Genomic DNA, 15631 nt, shown 5'->3' on the forward strand with positions numbered 1-15631 from the left:
CGCCCCTTCCCGAAGCCGGGGGCTCCGCCCCCGGACCCCCGTATCGGCCTGGACGGCCTCGTCCTCAAACGCCGGACGGGCTGAAATGTTGCCGTACGCCTGGAATCCGCTGGAGGTCGTCGCGTGAGTACCCCCTATCCCTTCACCGCCCTCGTCGGGCAGGACGATCTGCGGCTTGCCTTGTTGCTGAACGCCGTGTCTCCCGCCGTCGGTGGCGTGCTCGTGCGTGGTGAGAAGGGGACTGCCAAGTCCACTGCCGTGCGGGCGCTTTCGGCGTTGCTGCCGGAGGTGGATGTTGTCGCCGGGTGCCGGTTCTCCTGTGCTCCTGGGGCGCCCGATCCCGCCTGCCCCGATGGGCCGCACGAAGCCGGGGGCGGGGTCGCTCGCGCCGCTCGCATGGTGGAGTTGCCCGTCGGGGCCTCCGAGGATCGGCTTGTGGGGGCGCTCGACATCGAGCGGGCGCTCGCCGAGGGCGTGAAAGCCTTCGAGCCGGGGCTGCTCGCCGACGCGCACCGGGGGATTCTGTACGTCGACGAAGTGAACCTGCTCCACGACCATCTGGTCGACCTGCTGCTCGACGCCGCCGCCATGGGGGCCTCGTACGTCGAGCGGGAGGGCGTGTCCGTACGGCATGCGGCGCGGTTCCTGCTCGTGGGGACCATGAACCCCGAAGAGGGCGAGCTGCGGCCGCAGTTGCTCGACCGGTTCGGGCTCACCGTCGAGGTCGCCGCCTCCCGCGAGCCCGACCAGCGCGTGGAGGTCGTACGGCGGCGGCTCGCCTACGACGACGATCCGGACGGGTTCGCGGCACGCTGGGGCGATGAGGAGGGTGCCGTACGAGGGCGTATCGTCGCCGCCCGTGCGCTGCTGCCGCGGGTGCGGCTCGGGGACGGTGCGCTGCGGCAGATCGCGGCCACCTGCGCCGCCTTCGAGGTCGACGGCATGCGCGCCGACATCGTGATGGCGCGCACCGCGACCGCGCTTGCCGCGTGGGCGGGGCGTGAGGACGTGCTCGCCGAGGATGTGCGGCAGGCCGCCCTGCTCGCGCTGCCGCACCGGCGGCGGCGCAATCCCTTCGACGCCCCGGGCCTCGACGAGAACAAGTTGGACGAGACGTTGGAGGAGTTCGGGGAGAACGACGGGGACGACGAGCCCGATCCCGATGGTGGCGGGCCTGATGGTGGGGGCGGGCAGTCGCCTCAGGACTCCGGGCCCGAGCAGTCCGGGGACGGCGCCGCCGCGACGCCCGAGGCCTCCGACGACGGGCCGCCTCAGGGCGGTGGAGCCGGCGAGCAGCAGGCCGTGCGGGCCGGTGAGCCGTTTCGTACGAAGGTTCTGAGCGTGCCGGGGCTCGGTGAGGGTGCGGCCGGGCGGCGGTCGCGGGCGCGGACCGAGCACGGGCGTACGACGGGTGCGCGGCGGCCCCGAGGGGCGCTCACGAAGCTGCACTTGGCGGCCACCGTGCGGGCCGCGGCGCCCCATCAGCGGGCGCGCGGGCGGTCCGGGCGCGGGCTCGTGGTGCGGCGTGACGATCTTCGACAGGCCACCCGGGAGGGGCGTGAGGGCAACCTCGTGCTGTTCGTCGTGGACGCCTCGGGGTCGATGGCGGCGCGGCAGCGGATGGGCGCCGTGAAGGGCGCGGTGCTCTCGCTGCTGCTCGACGCCTATCAGCGGCGGGACAAGGTGGGGCTCGTGACGTTCCGGGGGGTGGGGGCGGAGGTGGCGTTGCCGCCGACGTCGTCCGTGGACGCGGCGGCTGTGCGTCTGGAGTCGCTGCCCACCGGGGGGCGTACGCCGGTCGCCGCCGGGCTGCTGCGCGCGCACGACGTGCTGCGGGTGGAGCGGATGCGGGATCCCGCGCGGCGGCCGCTGATCGTCGTGGTCACCGACGGGCGCGCGACCGGAGGCGTCGAGCCGGTGGCCCAGGCGGGGCGTGCCGCGCGCCTTTTCGCCGCCGAGGGGCATGCCTCGGTCGTCGTGGACTGCGAGTCGGGGCCGGTGCGGCTCGGGCTCGCGGGGCAGTTGGCCGGGGAGCTCGGCGGGACCGCGGTCACGCTGGACGAGCTGCGCGCCGACTCGATCGCCGGGCTTGTGAAAGACGTTCAGGGTGCTTCGACGAGGAGGGTCGCCTGATGCCTCAGGGACAGCCGAGTGTCGTGCCCGACGACGGGCTTACGACGCGTCAGCGACGCAATCGGCCGCTCGTCGTCGTGCACACGGGAATCGGCAAGGGCAAGTCCACCGCCGCCTTCGGGCTCGCGCTGCGGGCCTGGAATCAGGGGTGGCCCATCGGTGTGTTCCAGTTCGTGAAGTCCGCGAAGTGGAAGGTCGGCGAGGAGAACGCGCTGCGGGTGCTCGGTGCCAGCGGGCAGGGCGGGTCCGTCGACTGGCACAAGATGGGTGAGGGGTGGTCCTGGATCCAGCGTGCCCCGGCCGACGGCGAGATGAGTAACGAGGACAAGGCTCGTGAGGGCTGGGCGCAGGTCAAGCGGGACCTTGCCGCCGAGACCTATCAGCTGTACGTCCTCGACGAGTTCGCCTACCCCATGCACTGGGGGTGGATCGACGTCGAGGAGGTCGTCGCCGTGCTGAAGGCCCGGCCCGGGACGCAGCATGTCGTGATCACCGGGCGCAACGCGCCGGACGCGCTCGTGGAGTACGCCGACCTCGTCACCGACATGTCCAAGGTCAAGCACCCCATGGACGCCGGGCAGAAGGGGCAGCGGGGCATCGAGTGGTAGCACGTGTCGTTGTCGCCGCGCCGTCCTCCGGGAGTGGGAAGACGACTGTCGCGACCGGGTTGATGGCCGCCTTCACCGAGGCCGGGCTCGCCGTGTCCCCGCACAAGGTCGGGCCCGACTACATCGATCCCGGGTATCACTCGCTCGCCACCGGGCGGCCGGGGCGGAACCTCGACGCCTATCTGTGCGGGCCCGACCTGATCGGTCCGTTGTTCGCGCATGGGGCCGCCGGGTGTGACCTGGCTGTCGTCGAGGGTGTGATGGGGCTGTACGACGGGGCCTCGGGGCAGGGGGAGCTGGCTTCCACCGCGCATGTCGCGAAGTTGCTGCGGGCTCCTGTCGTGCTTGTTGTCGACGCCTCGTCGCAGTCTCGGTCTGTGGCTGCGCTGGTGCACGGGTTTGCCTCTTGGGATCCGGGGGTTCGGGTCGGTGGGGTGATTCTCAACAAGGTGGGGTCGCCTCGGCACGAGGAGTTGTTGCGGGAGGCGTTGGATTCTTCCGGGGTGCCTGTGCTTGGTGCGTTGCGGCGGGTGCCGCAGGTTCGGGCGCCCTCTCGGCATTTGGGGCTTGTGCCTGTTGCCGAGCGGCGGGCTGAGGCTCTTGAGGCTGTGGCTGCGTTGGCCTCGCAGGTGCGGGAGGGGTGTGACCTTGAGGCGGTGTTGGCGTTGGCTCGGGGTGCGGCGCCGTTGTCGGGTGCGGGGTGGGAGCCCTGCGGGGCTTTCCCCAGTCCCGCCCCTTCCCGAAACCGGGGGCTCCGCCCCCGGGCCCCCGAATCGGCGCTTCGCGCCTCGTCCTCAAACGCCGGACGGGCTGAGATCAGCACGCCGGACAGACAGCAGAGCCAGGAGCGACCCGTCGTCGCCATGGCCGGTGGGGCCGCGTTCTCCTTCTCCTACGCGGAGCATGCCGAGTTGCTCACCGCCGCGGGAGCCGACGTCGTGACCTTTGATCCGTTGCGCGACGAAGAACTTCCCCCCGGGACCCGGGGGCTCGTCATCGGTGGTGGGTTCCCCGAGGTGTACGCGCCCGAGTTGTCCGCCAACGAACCGCTGCGGAAAGCCGTCGCGGAGTTGGCGGCGAGTGGGGCGCCCGTTGCCGCCGAGTGTGCCGGGTTGCTCTATCTGGCGCGGGAGTTGGACGGGAAGCCGATGTGTGGGGTGCTCGACGCCGCGGCGTCGATGTCGGAGCGGTTGACGTTGGGGTATCGCGAGGCCGTCGCCGTGTCGGACAGTGTGCTCGCCGAGGCGGGTACGCGGATGCGGGGGCACGAGTTCCACCGGACGGTCGTCGAGCCGGGCGCGGGGGCGGCTCCCGCCTGGGGGCTGCACGCCCCTGAACGGCGCGTCGAAGGTTTCGTACAACAGGGTGTGCACGCGAGTTATCTGCACACGCACTGGGCCGCCGAGCCCGGGATCGCCCGTCGGTTCGTGGAGAGGTGCAAGGCATGAGTGGCAGCGGCAGCAGGCTGATCGGCGTGGGGGTCGGACCCGGCGATCCCGAGCTCGTGACCGTCAAGGGCGTGAACGCGCTGCGCGGCGCCGACGTCGTCGTCGTGCCCGTCATGGACACCGGCGAGCGCGGCCGCGCCGAGGCCACGGTGCTGCACTACGTGCCCGAGGACCGCGTCGTACGCGTCGTGTTCGCGCTCAACGAGCGCACCGACCGGGCGCGGCGCGAGGCCGCCTGGGACGCTGCCGGGCAGCAGGTCGCCGAGCTGCTGCGCGAGCGCGGCACGGTGGCGTTCGCGACGATCGGTGACCCCAATGTGTACTCGACGTTCACGTATCTCGCGCAGACCATCGCGGAGCTGGTGCCGGGCGTGGGTGTCGAGACCGTGCCCGGGATCACCGCGATGCAGGATCTCGCGGCGCGCAGCGGGGCCGTACTGACCGAGGGCACCGAGCCGTTGACGCTGGTGCCGGTGACGGCCGGGGCCGCCGTGCTGAAGGACGCGCTTGCCGGGCCGGGGACCGTGGTGGCGTACAAGTTCGGGCGGCTCGCGCACGAGGTCGCGGCGGCGCTGCGGGAGACCGGGCGCACCGAGGACGCGGTGTGGGGGTCGGCGCTCGGGCTGCCCGAGGAGTCCATCCGGGGCGCCGAGGAACTGGGCGACGGGCCGCTGCCGTACCTCTCGACGCTCATCGCGCCCGCTCGGCGTGACGGCGGGCGGGGCGGGAAGCTGTGACCTCCGACCGAGGGCGCGGCTCAGTCCGCGAGGCCCACCACCAGCCAGATGAACGCCGCCCCCGCCACCGTGCACAGCAGCGTCGAGCGCGCCGGGTGGTCGTGGTGCGCCTCGGGCAGGATCTCGGCGGCCGCGAGGTAGAGCAGGGCGCCGCCGAAGAAGCCGAGATAGCCGCCGAGCAGTTGCTCGGGAATGGTGAAGGCCAGCGTGGTCGCCGCGCCCACGACCGGGGCCACCGCGTCGGCGAGGAGCATCGCGACCGCCTTGCGGCGGGCGTTCCCGTACAGCCGGGTGATCGTGTACGTGTTGAAGCCGTCCGCGAAGTCGTGGGCGATGACGGCTACCGCCACCGCCGCGCCCATGCCGCCGCCCACCTGGAAGGCCGCGCCGATCGCGACGCCGTCCATCATGCTGTGGCCGACCATCGCCGCAGCCGCCGTCAGGCCGACCTCGGGGACCCGGCCGCCGTTGTGCTCGGCCGCCCCGTGCGCCGACCGGCGCAGCGCGAGCAGCCGCTCCACCACGTGCGCGAACAGGAAGCCCGCGACGGCCAGGAGCAGCGCCGCCGGTACGCCGAAGACCGGGCCACCGGCCGCCTCCAGCGCCTCCGGCAGCAGGTCGAGGCCAACCACGCCGAGCATCAGGCCGCCCGCGAGACCGAGCACCAGGTGACGCCGGTCGGTGACCCGCCCCGCGGTCCAGCCGCCGACGAGTGTCATCACGAACGCGCCGAGCGCCACGAACACCGCCATGCGCTCTTGCTAGCCGATTGACCCCGCCGACGCGCCGCGCACCCGCCCCACGGCCCCGTGGGCCACTCCCCCGGCCCCGTCCCCGGGCCACACATCTTCTTCAGTCCCCGTTCCGTACGAGTCCGTACGAGCCTGTATGAGAGGAACTCCCTCATGGCCGACGCCGCCCCCACCGGCAAGGTGACCTTCGTCGGGGCCGGTCCCGGCGCCGCCGACCTGCTGACCTTCCGGGCCGCCCGCGCCATCGCGGACGCCGACGTGGTCATCTGGGCCGCCAGCCTCGTACAGGCCGAGGTCCTGGAGCACGCCCGCGAGGGCGCCGAGATCCTGGACTCGGCGGTGCTGTCCCTGGAGGACGTCGTCGCCGTGTACGAGCGGGCGGCCAGGGACGGCCTGAAGGTCGCGCGGATCCACTCCGGTGACCCGGCGCTGTGGGGCGGCACGCAGGAGCAGTTCGACCGGTGCGTCGCGCTCGGCGTCGAGACGGAGATCGTGCCGGGTGTGTCGTCGTTCTCGGCCGTCGCCGCCATCGCCGGGCGCGAGCTGACCATCCCCGAGGTCGCCCAGTCCGTGATCCTCACCCGGCTCGGCGGCGGCAAGACGCCGATGCCGCCCGGCGAGGAGGTGCGGGAGTTCGCGCGGCACGGCACGACGATGGCGCTGTTCCTGTCCGCGGCACGCAGCGGCCAGCTCGTGCGGGAGCTCCTCGAAGGCGGCTACCCGACGACCACGCCCGTCGTCGTCGCGTACCAGGCCACCTGGCCGGAGGAACTCGTACTGAGCTGCACGATCGAGACGCTGGAGGAGACGGTCAAGGAGCACCGCCTCTGGAAGCACACGCTCTTCCTCGTCGGCCCCGCCCTCGCCGCCCACGGCACCCGCTCCCACCTCTACCACCCCGGCCACTTCCACGGCTTCCGCAAGGCCGCCCCCGAGGCCCGCGCGGCCCTCCGCGCCGAGAAGCCCCGCTCATGATCACCGTGATCGGTACGGGGACGGGGGCACCGTTGGACGCGGCGGCACGGGCGGCGGTGCGGGGCGCCGCCCTTGTGGTGGGCGGGCTCCGTCATCTTGAGGCGGCCGAGGTTCCTGCGGATGTGCGCCGGGTTGTGCTCGGTCCGCTGACGCCCGCGCTGGAGGCGATCGAGCAGGCACGGGTAGCCCGTCCGGCGATTGAGGACGAGGCCGAAGGCCGATCTGCGGTCACCACGCCCCCGGCACGCATAGTCGTCCTGGCCTCCGGAGACCCCGGATTCTTCGGCATAGTGCGCGCCCTGGCGGACAGGTTCGGCCCGGACGCCCTGGACGTCAGGCCCGGCGTCTCCTCCGTGGCAACGGCGTTCGCCCGGGTCGGCATACCGTGGGACGACGCAGTAGTGGTGAGCGCCCATGGGCGCCACCTGCGCACCGCGGTGAACGCCTGCCGCGCCCACCCGAAGGTCGCCGTCCTCACGGGCCCAGGCAGCGGCCCCGCCGAACTGGGCGCCGAACTGGCCCGCCGCACGGCGACCCGCACTCTGATCGTGGCCACCGCCCTGGGCGACCCCGCCAGAGAACGCGTGGAGCGGGTCACGCCCGCCGAGGCCGCCGCCCGCGACTGGGGCACCGCCGTCGGCGTGGTGCTCTGCCTCGACGAGGACCGGGCGGTCACGACGGCCGCCCGTACCGTCGCGGGGCCGCGGACCGGACCCGGCCAATGGGCGCTCGACGAGGACGAGTTCGCGCACCGGGACTCGATGATCACCAAGTTCGAGGTGCGGGCGCTCGCGCTGGCCCGGCTCGGGCCGCGCGTCGGCGACCTGGTGTGGGACGTCGGCGCGGGCTCCGGCTCCGTCGCCGTGGAGTGCGCGCGGCTCGGTGCCGCCGTGACCGCCGTGGAGAAGACCGCGGACGGCATCGAGCGGATCCGCGCCAACGCCGCCGCGCACGGTGTCGACGTACTAGCCGTGCACGGGGCCGCGCCCACCGTCCTTTCCGACCTCGCCGACCCCGACGCGGTGTTCGTCGGCGGGGGCGGGCGTGAGCTGCCCGCCATCGTGACCGCGTGCGCGCGGCGGGCGCGGCGGGCCGTGGTGGTGTCCCTTGCCGCGCTCGACCGGGTGCCCGCGGTGCGCTCCGCGCTGCTCGGGGCCGGGTTCGACTGCGACGGGGTGCTGCTGCAGTCGTCGCGGCTCGCGCCGCTGCCGGGGGATGTCACGCGGCTCGCCGCGACCAATCCGGTGTTTCTGCTGTGGGGTACGCGTCCGGCTGCGCCGGGCGTGGGGCCCTCTGGTTCAACTTCCTTTACCGAAGGGGTAGTTCAGTGATCGGCCTGATCTCCGGCACGAAGTCCGGCGGGGGCGCCTGTGCGCGGCTGGCCTCGGCCTGGCCCGCGCGTACGCGGGTGTACGAGGGTCCCGTACGGGAAGCGTTCGAGCGGGCCTTTCGCGAGTGCGAGCAGGTGGTGTGCTTCCTCGCCACCGGGGCCGTGGTGCGGTTGGCCGCGCCGCTGCTCGCGGGGAAGGCTGTCGACCCGGGGGTCGTGTGTGTCGATGAGGGCGGGCGGTTCGCCGTCGCCCTGCTGGGCGGGCACGCGGGGGGCGCGAACGCGTTGGCCCGGGCGGTCGGGGAGGTGCTCGGGGCCGAGCCGGTGATCACGACTGCCACGGACGCGGTGGCCGTGCCGGGGCTCGACATGCTCGGGTTCCCCGTGGAGGGGGACGTCGCCGGGGTCACCCGGGCCATGCTGGACGGGGAACCCGTCGCCCTGGAGGCGGAGTTGGTGTGGCCCCTTCCCGCGCTTCCGTCGAACGTATCGGCACCGGAGGCCGGGGCTGCTGGGGCTGTGCCCACCCTTCCCCAAGCTCTCGGCTCCGCTCGAGCAGGGGATGCCCCACTCGCCGGGCGGGGTGAAGAGCCGGTGGTGCGGGTCTCCGACCGCACGCTTGAGCCCGCGCTTCGCGAAGTCGTGTTGCGGCCGCCCTCGCTCGTCGTGGGGGTCGGGGCCAGCAAGGGGGCGCCCGTCGACGAGGTGCTTGGACTCGTCCGGGATTCGCTGCGGGGCGCCGGTCTTTCCGCCCTCTGCGTACGGGAGTTGGCGACCGTCGACGCCAAGCGGGACGAGGCGGGGATCGTCGAGGCGGCCGGGCGGCTCGGGGTGCCGTTGGTGACGTACGCGGCCGAGGAGTTGGCCGCAGTGGAGGTGCCGAATCCTTCGGGGGCGCCGCTCGCCGCCGTCGGGACGGCGTCCGTCGCCGAGGCGGCGGCGCTGCGCGGCGGAGGTGAACTCCTCGTGCCGAAGCGGAAGTCGGAGCGGGCGGACGGCAGGCCCGCCATGGCGACCTGTGCGATCGTGCGGCGGCCCGCGCGGGGGCGGCTCGCCGTCGTGGGGCTCGGTCCCGGGGCCCGGGACCTGCTCACGCCGCGCGCCCGCGACGAACTGCGGCGCGCCGCCGTGCTCGTGGGGCTCGACCAGTACGTCGACCAGGTCCGGGACCTGCTGCGGCCCGGGACCCGCGTCATCGAGTCGGGGCTCGGCGCCGAGGAGGAGCGGGCGCGTACCGCCGTCGCCGAGGCCCGCGCGGGCCGGGCGGTCGCGCTGATCGGGTCGGGGGACGCGGGCGTGTACGCGATGGCGTCGCCCGCGCTCGCCGAGGCCGGCGACGACATCGACGTCGTCGGCGTACCGGGAGTGACCGCCGCGCTCGCCGCCGGCGCGCTGCTCGGCGCCCCGCTCGGCCACGACCACGTGTCGATCAGCCTGTCCGACCTGCACACGCCGTGGGAGGTCATCGAGCGCCGGGTGCGCGCGGCGGCCGAGGCGGACCTGGTCGTGACGTTCTACAACCCGCGCAGCCGGGGCCGGGACTGGCAGCTGCCCAAGTCCCTCGCGCTGCTCGCCGAGCACCGGGCGCCGACGACGCCCGTCGGTGTCGTACGCAACGCCTCGCGCCCCGACGAGAGCGTGCGCCTGACCACCCTCGCGGCGCTCGACCCGGACAGCGTCGACATGATGACCGTCGTGACCGTCGGCAACACCGCGACCCGCGCGATCGCGGGCCGCATGGTGACGCCGCGCGGCTACCGCTGGCAGGGGGTGTGACCGCCATGAAGAACACGGCGAACACGACAGGGTCGGCGCGCGTCGTGCATCCCATCGAGCAGGAGTCGTTCCGGCGGCTGCGCTCCCGCCTCGACACCTCGCACTTCCCGCCGCTGACGCGGGCCGTCGTGGAGCGCGTCATCCACTCCGCGGCGGATCTGGACTACGCGCGGGACCTCGTCACGGACGAGGAGTCGCTCGTACGCGGCCACGCCGCCCTGCACGCGGGTGCGCCCGTCGTCGTGGACGTGGAGATGGTCGCGGCCGGCATCACGCGGCGCGAGACCGTGTGCCGGCTGAAGGACGCCAAGTCCGCTGCCGGGCTCACGCGTTCGGCGCACGCGATCCGGCTCGCGTACGAGCAGGTCGGTCCCGGCGCGCTCTGGGTGATCGGCTGCGCGCCCACCGCCCTGGAGGAGCTGCTGCTGCTCGACGCCAGGCCCGCCCTCGTGATCGGCCTCCCGGTCGGCTTCGTCGGCGCTGTCGAGTCCAAGGAGGCGTTGCGCGCCAGCGGGCTTCCCGCCGTCAGCAACGTGTCCGAGAAGGGGGGTTCGGCGGTCGCGTCGGCCGCCCTGAACGCCCTGCTGTACCACCCCGCGGCGCCCGCCGCCGCAGAACGACCCGAGGAGATCAAGTGACCACCCCGCCCGCACTGCTCATCGCCGGACACGGCACCCGTGACGACGCCGGTGCCGCCGCGTTCCGCGACTTCGTCCAGGAGCTGGCGCGCCGCGAGCCCGAACTGCCCGTCGCGGGCGGCTTCATCGAGCTGTCGCCGCCGCCGCTCGGCGAAGCCGTGAGCGAACTCGTCGAACGGGGCGTGAAACGGTTCGCGGCGGTGCCGCTGATGCTGGTGTCCGCCGGGCACGCCAAGGGCGACATCCCGGCCGCGCTGACGCGCGAGAAGGAGCGCCACCCCGGCATCTCGTACTCCTACGGCCGCCCGCTGGGCCCGCACCCCTTGATCCTTCAGGTCCTGGAGCGGCGGCTCGACGAGGCGCTCGGCGACACCGTGCGCACCCCGGAGGACCGGGCCGACGTCACCGTGCTCCTGGTGGGGCGCGGGTCGACGGACCCCGACGCCAACTCCGAGGTGTTCAAGGCGGCGCGGCTGCTGTGGGAGGGGCGCGGGTACGCGGGCGTGGAGACCGCGTTCGTGTCACTGGCCGCGCCCGACGTGCCGTCGGGGCTCGACCGGTGCGTGGCGCTCGGCGCGCGGCGCGTCGTCGTCCTGCCGTACTTCCTGTTCACCGGCATCCTGCCGGACCGGGTACGGCAGCAGACCCAGGGCTGGGCCTCCGCGCACCCCGACGTCGAGGTGCTGTCCGCCGACGTGATCGGCCCCGAGGAGGAGCTCGTCGAGCTGGTGATGGAGCGCTACCGCGAGGCCGTGGCCGGAGACCTCCGGATGAACTGCGACACCTGCGTGTACCGGGTGGCGCTGCCGGGCTTCGAGGACAAGGTGGGATTGCCGCAGCAGCCGCACTTCCACCCGGATGACGACGGCCACCACCACGGGCATGGCCACGGGCACGGCCACGGCCACGGCCACCACGGAAGCCATGCGCACTCGCACTGAGGGGGGTTCGCGGGCGGGCGCGGTCGAGGTTGATCTTCGGCATCACGGGGACGTGGAGGTGCGGGGGCGGGGTGAGCTCGTCGATCTCGCCGTCAATGTCCGTGCCGGTACGCCGCCTTCGTGGCTGAAGGAGTGTGTCGCCGAGTCGCTCGACGGGCTCGCCGCCTACCCGGACGGGCGGGTGGCGCGGGCCGCTGTGGCCGCGCGGCACGGCGTCGCTCCGGAGCGGGTGCTGCTCACGGCGGGGGCCGCCGAGGCCTTCGTGCTGCTCGCGCGGGCGCTGCGGGTGCGGCGGCCCGTCGTCGTGCATCCGCAGTTCACCGAGCCGGAGGCGGCGCTGCTCGACGCGGGGCACGCGGTGGCGCGGGTGCTGTTGCGGGCGGAGGACGGGTTCCGGCTCGACCCGGACGCGGTGCCCGAGGACGCCGACCTCGTCGTCGTCGGCAACCCGACGAACCCCACGTCCGTGCTGCACCCCGCGGCGGACCTCGTACGGCTCGCCCGGCCCGGGCGGGTGCTCGTGGTGGACGAGGCGTTCATGGACGCGGTGCCCGGTGAGCGGGAGGCGCTCGCGGGGCGGGTGGACGTGCCCGGGCTCGTCGTGCTGCGGAGCCTCACCAAGACGTGGGGGCTCGCGGGCCTCCGCATCGGCTACGTCCTCGCCGACCCGGCGGTCGTTGCCGAGTTGTCCCGCGCGCAGCCGCTGTGGCCGGTGTCGTCGCCCGCGCTGGCCGCGGCGGAGGCGTGCATGTCGCCTCGTGCGCTTGCCGAGGCGGGGCATGTGGCGCACCGGGTCGCCGCCGAGCGGCGGCATCTGGTGGCCGGGCTCGGGGAGTTGGCCGGGGTGAGTGTGGTGGGGCCCGCGGAGGGGCCGTTCGTGCTGGTGCGGGTCGCCGGGGGCGGCGGGGTTCGGGCGAGGTTGCGGGAGCGGGGGTTCGCCGTGCGGCGGGGCGATACGTTTCCTGGGCTGGGGCCTGAGTGGGTGCGGGTGGCTGTGCGGGACCGCGCGACGGCCGACAGGTTCCTGTCGGCCTTGGGCGAGGCGCTGCCGCCGGCCCCCTGACCCGGCCGTCGGCGACTGCTCGCCCGGTGGGGCGTGCTCCTGTCCCGCCGCTCCGCGGCAGTCCCCCACTGTGGGCAGCTGGGCCACGAGATGCGGCCCCCGCCCCCAAAGGCAGCCCAGGTCGGCGGAGGCGTTTCCGGACGGGGGTGAGGTGGTTCACGGCCCCCGGTGCCGTGACCGCTGCGCGGTGGAGGCCGAGGGGTGGCCCCCGGCCGGGGATCGGCGGCCCCGGCCGAGGAACGGTGCCCCCGTAGGGGCGCCGGTCAGCGGCGGCGGCGGGTTACCACCAGGGCGCCCCCTCCCGCGAGGACCAGGACCGCGGCGGCGCCCGCCACGTACGGCGTGGCCGAACTGCCGCCGGTCTCGGCGAGGTTGTCGTCGGGTGCGGCCTTCGCGGCCACCGGCTCCGCCGGCTTGCCCTGCGGGGCGGGGCCCTCGGCCTGCGGCCTGGGCAGCGGCTTGGCGCCGGGCCCGGGCGCGGCGCAGTTCGCCCCGGCCAGGGTCACGGTGCCCTCGACCGCCGCGACCCCGAGCTTGAGCGGGTCGACGGACACCTTCAGGCGCAGCGCGACCGCGGCGGCCGTACGGGACGTCGTCCGCGTAGAGGACAGGTCGAGCCGCACCTCGCCGACCCCGGGCACGGCAACCTGCGTCGTGCCCGCGGCCTTCACGGCGACCCGCTTGCCGAGCACTGTCACCCCACCCAGCAGCTTCGACTCGGCCACGGGCCGCTTGCCGGACACGCACAGGGCCTTGGACGTCACCTGGTCCACCTCGACGAGGGGCAGCAGGGGCAGTCCTGGCAGGTGCACCTTCGCGCGCGCGACGTTGCTGTACCCCTCCGCGGTGCCGCCCTTCACCGTGGCCCGCGCCGTCGCCACGTCCGCGCGCAGCACGTGGAAGGCGCGTCCGCCGTCGACACCGTCCAGCTTCGCGGTGAGCGTGGTCTTCTGTGCGCTCGCGGGCGCGGACACCTCGTTGAGGGCCACGTTCAGCGGGACGTTCACGGTCTTGTTGAGCAGGGACACGTTGAGGCCGGTGCGGAGTACGACGGCGTCGGCGCTGCCGCCGCGGTGGTCGTCGGTGGCGTGGGCGGCACCGGCGGAGGAGAGGGAGAGCGCCGCGGTACCGGCGGCGACCACGGTCGCGGCGGCGAGGGCGCCGGTGCGGCGGGAGGCGCGCAGTCTGCGGAAGGCGCTGCCGCCGGAGAAGGCGGTGGTGTCGGCCGAGGAGACGTTTCCGCCCGAGCGGGCGGTGTCGGCCGGGAAGGCGTTGCAGGCCGAAGAGGCGTTGCTGGTCAAGGTGGTGGAACCCCCACATGAGTCACGGAAGTACCGACCGCGCACGCCACACGGGGACATCGCGTGCGCGCGGCACCAGGGAAGTCGGAGTGCGCTGGCGGCGCCCTCCCGACTCCCGGAATCTTTACGCACTCAGAGTGAACGAGCAGCAACCAGGCGTGAGTTCACTCCAAGGAGACGTTTCCGTCGGTGTATTCGAATCCGGCGGCACGAGCGTTCCCTCAGACCCCGCGCTTCACGTCCGTGCCGGTGAAGAGCGTGATCGCCGCGTTGACAGCCAGGGCCGGAGCAAAGTTACGTACAACGAACCGGAACCCGTCGCGTCACTCTCTGTCAACCCGTCGCCCCGTCGACCCGCCCACAGGAGCCACCGAGTCACATGACCCGCAACGTCGTCCTGATCACCGCCGACCAGTGGCGCGGCGACTGCCTGTCCGCCGCGGGACACCCTGTCGTCCGCACCCCCTACCTCGACCAACTCGCGGGCCGCGGCGCCCGGTTCGAGAAGGCGTACTCGGCCGTGCCGTCGTGCATCCCGGCCCGCGCCGCCCTCCACACCGGCCTCGCGCAGACCTCGCACCGCCGCACGGGCTACCGGGACGGCGTGCCGTGGGAGTACCCCGTCACGCTGGCCTCCGAGTTCGGCCGCCACGGCTACCAGACGCGCGCCATCGGCAAGTTGCACGCCTTCCCGGAGCGCAACCGCATCGGGTTCGACGAAGTGACCCTGCACGACGGGTATTTGCACGCGTCACGTGTGCGCGGCGTCGATCCGCGCTTCCACGACGACTATCTGTCCTGGCTCGAAGCCCAGCCGGGCGAGCGTGCCGGCGCCGACTACGCCGACACCGGGCTGGATTGCAACAGCGTGGTCGCCAGGCCCTGGCCCCGGGCCGAGCGGCTGCACCCCACCAACTGGGTGGTGAGCGAGGCGGTCGACTTCCTCTACCGGCGGGACGTCACCGCCCCCTTCCTGCTCCATCTCTCCTTCCACCGGCCCCATCCGCCCTACGACCCGCCCGCCTGGGCCTTCGAGCAGTTCCTGCGCGCTCCCTTCGAGGAACCCGTCGTGGGCGACTGGGCCGACGCGCTCGCCCACTGGCGCGACGACAGCCGCGCGGACGCCAACTACGCGACGTACGACGCCGAAACGGTCCACCGCGCCCGCGCCGGCTACTACGGCCACATGGCCCACATCGACCAGCAGATCAATCGCTTCCTCACCGCCCTCTCCGAGTTCGGTCTCGCCGACGACACATGGGTGTGCTTCACCTCCGATCACGGGGAGATGCTGGGTGAGCATCGGTTGTGGCGGAAGGCGTATCCGTACGAAGGGTCGGCGCGGGTGCCTCTGCTGCTCGCCGGGCCCTCCGGTTCCCTCCCCCGCGGCGGGGTCGTCTCCTCCGCGCTCGCCGAACTCCGGGATGTGATGCCTACGTTGCTGGAGTGTGCGGGGTTGCCTGTGCCCGATGGGCTCGACGGGCACAGTCTGCTTCCCGCGGCGCGGGGCTCGTCCCTGCCCGCTCCGCGGACCTGGCTGCACGGGGAGCACGCGCTCTTCGGGGAGTCCATGCAGTGGCTCACCGACGGGCGGGAGAAGTATGTGTGGTTCTCGGGGACTGGGAGGGAGCAGCTTTTCGATCTGGTCGAGGATCCGCGGGAGGCGTGCGACCTCGCGCCGTCCGCGCCGGGGGCTGTGGCGGTGTGGCGCGAGCGCCTGGTGGGGGAGCTGGCGGGGCGCCCTGAGGGGTACGTCGCGGACGGCGCGCTGGTGCCGGGCCGGGCACCGCTGGACGTCCTGCCGGAGGCTCCCCAGCCCCACCCCTTCCCGTAACCAGGGGCGCTGCGCCCCCTGGACCCCAGCCGAATCGCCGCTTCGCGGCTCGTCCTCAAGCGCCGGACGGGCTGGATCCTTGCCGCGACCGGCAC

At 73.6% G+C, this 15631-nt stretch carries 13 protein-coding genes; 11 read left to right on the top strand and 2 right to left on the bottom strand.

All coding sequences use genetic code 11. From position 1 onward, the window contains the following. Window positions 1-123: 123 nt before the first annotated feature. From IEY91_RS23960 to cobI, 4 genes are read left to right on the top strand one after another with little or no spacing between them, the layout of a single operon-like run. Window positions 124-2133, top strand: a complete 2010-nt coding sequence (locus IEY91_RS23960; protein ID WP_189175646.1) for a putative cobaltochelatase — start codon at window positions 124-126, stop codon at window positions 2131-2133. Continuing rightward, a complete protein-coding gene (gene cobO, locus IEY91_RS23965) occupies window positions 2133-2741 on the top strand; it encodes a cob(I)yrinic acid a,c-diamide adenosyltransferase (RefSeq protein ID WP_164326063.1) in 609 nt (202 codons plus the stop codon). Before IEY91_RS23960 ends, cobO begins: the two co-directional genes overlap by 1 nt. Beyond that, window positions 2735-4189, top strand: coding sequence for a cobyrinic acid a,c-diamide synthase CobB (locus IEY91_RS23970; protein WP_189175647.1), 1455 nt, complete (start codon window positions 2735-2737; stop codon window positions 4187-4189). The genes cobO and IEY91_RS23970 overlap by 7 nt, the downstream gene beginning before the upstream one ends. Next, window positions 4186-4926: a precorrin-2 C(20)-methyltransferase gene (gene cobI, locus IEY91_RS23975; protein WP_189175648.1), complete on the top strand. Its 741-nt coding sequence runs from the start codon at window positions 4186-4188 to the stop codon at window positions 4924-4926. The genes IEY91_RS23970 and cobI overlap by 4 nt, the downstream gene beginning before the upstream one ends. 20 nt (window positions 4927-4946) lie before the next feature. On the opposite strand, the gene IEY91_RS23980 is transcribed toward cobI, so the two are convergent. Next, window positions 4947-5678, bottom strand: a complete 732-nt coding sequence (locus tag IEY91_RS23980) for a ZIP family metal transporter (protein WP_164326060.1) — start codon at window positions 5676-5678, stop codon at window positions 4947-4949. 153 nt (window positions 5679-5831) lie between these two features. Here IEY91_RS23980 and cobM point away from each other — a divergent pair, with 153 nt between their 5' ends. From cobM to cobC, 6 genes are read left to right on the top strand one after another with little or no spacing between them, the layout of a single operon-like run. Continuing rightward, entirely contained in the window at window positions 5832-6653 is an 822-nt protein-coding gene (gene cobM, locus IEY91_RS23985) for a precorrin-4 C(11)-methyltransferase (RefSeq protein WP_189175649.1), read from the top strand. After that, window positions 6650-7984 carry a precorrin-6y C5,15-methyltransferase (decarboxylating) subunit CbiE gene (cbiE, locus tag IEY91_RS23990; RefSeq protein WP_189175650.1) on the top strand — a complete coding sequence of 445 codons (1335 nt, stop codon included), beginning with the start codon at window positions 6650-6652 and terminating at the stop codon, window positions 7982-7984. The genes cobM and cbiE overlap by 4 nt, the downstream gene beginning before the upstream one ends. Next, window positions 7981-9759 carry a precorrin-3B C(17)-methyltransferase gene (gene cobJ, locus IEY91_RS23995; RefSeq protein ID WP_189175651.1) on the top strand — a complete coding sequence of 593 codons (1779 nt, stop codon included), beginning with the start codon at window positions 7981-7983 and terminating at the stop codon, window positions 9757-9759. Before cbiE ends, cobJ begins: the two co-directional genes overlap by 4 nt. A 5-nt stretch (window positions 9760-9764) precedes the next feature. Then, complete coding sequence (locus IEY91_RS24000; RefSeq protein ID WP_189175652.1) at window positions 9765-10397, top strand: precorrin-8X methylmutase; 633 nt, start codon at window positions 9765-9767, stop codon at window positions 10395-10397. Further along, on the top strand, window positions 10394-11338 hold the full coding sequence (locus IEY91_RS24005; RefSeq protein WP_189175653.1) for a sirohydrochlorin chelatase: 945 nt from the start codon (window positions 10394-10396) through the stop codon (window positions 11336-11338). The genes IEY91_RS24000 and IEY91_RS24005 overlap by 4 nt, the downstream gene beginning before the upstream one ends. Continuing rightward, window positions 11322-12401: an Rv2231c family histidinol phosphate aminotransferase CobC gene (cobC, locus tag IEY91_RS24010; RefSeq protein WP_189175654.1), complete on the top strand. Its 1080-nt coding sequence runs from the start codon at window positions 11322-11324 to the stop codon at window positions 12399-12401. Before IEY91_RS24005 ends, cobC begins: the two co-directional genes overlap by 17 nt. Window positions 12402-12664: 263 nt before the next feature. Here the strand turns inward: cobC and IEY91_RS24015 are convergent, their stop codons facing one another. After that, a complete protein-coding gene (locus IEY91_RS24015; protein ID WP_229697201.1) occupies window positions 12665-13747 on the bottom strand; it encodes an SCO1860 family LAETG-anchored protein in 1083 nt (360 codons plus the stop codon). Window positions 13748-14081: 334 nt separating this feature from the next. Between IEY91_RS24015 and IEY91_RS24020 the strand changes: the two genes are divergently transcribed. After that, the gene (locus IEY91_RS24020) at window positions 14082-15536 is read left to right on the top strand and encodes an arylsulfatase (protein WP_189175655.1); all 1455 of its coding nucleotides are present in this window, start codon (window positions 14082-14084) and stop codon (window positions 15534-15536) included. Window positions 15537-15631: the final 95 nt, after the last annotated feature.

Source organism: Streptomyces lasiicapitis (genome assembly GCF_014646335.1).
GTDB classification, from domain to species: domain Bacteria; phylum Actinomycetota; class Actinomycetes; order Streptomycetales; family Streptomycetaceae; genus Streptomyces; species Streptomyces lasiicapitis.

Bases quoted from the DNA above. Each gene is read 5' to 3' on its own strand.
- cobO (WP_164326063.1), top strand. From the start codon at position 2,133: ATGCCTCAGGGACAGCCGAGTGTCGTGCCCGACGACGGGCTTACGACG.
- cobI (WP_189175648.1), top strand. From the start codon at position 4,186: ATGAGTGGCAGCGGCAGCAGGCTGATCGGCGTGGGGGTCGGACCCGGC.
- IEY91_RS23980 (WP_164326060.1), bottom strand. From the start codon at position 5,678: ATGGCGGTGTTCGTGGCGCTCGGCGCGTTCGTGATGACACTCGTCGGC.
- cobM (WP_189175649.1), top strand. From the start codon at position 5,832: ATGGCCGACGCCGCCCCCACCGGCAAGGTGACCTTCGTCGGGGCCGGT.
- cbiE (WP_189175650.1), top strand. From the start codon at position 6,650: ATGATCACCGTGATCGGTACGGGGACGGGGGCACCGTTGGACGCGGCG.
- IEY91_RS24000 (WP_189175652.1), top strand. From the start codon at position 9,765: ATGAAGAACACGGCGAACACGACAGGGTCGGCGCGCGTCGTGCATCCC.
- cobC (WP_189175654.1), top strand. From the start codon at position 11,322: ATGCGCACTCGCACTGAGGGGGGTTCGCGGGCGGGCGCGGTCGAGGTT.
- IEY91_RS24020 (WP_189175655.1), top strand. From the start codon at position 14,082: ATGACCCGCAACGTCGTCCTGATCACCGCCGACCAGTGGCGCGGCGAC.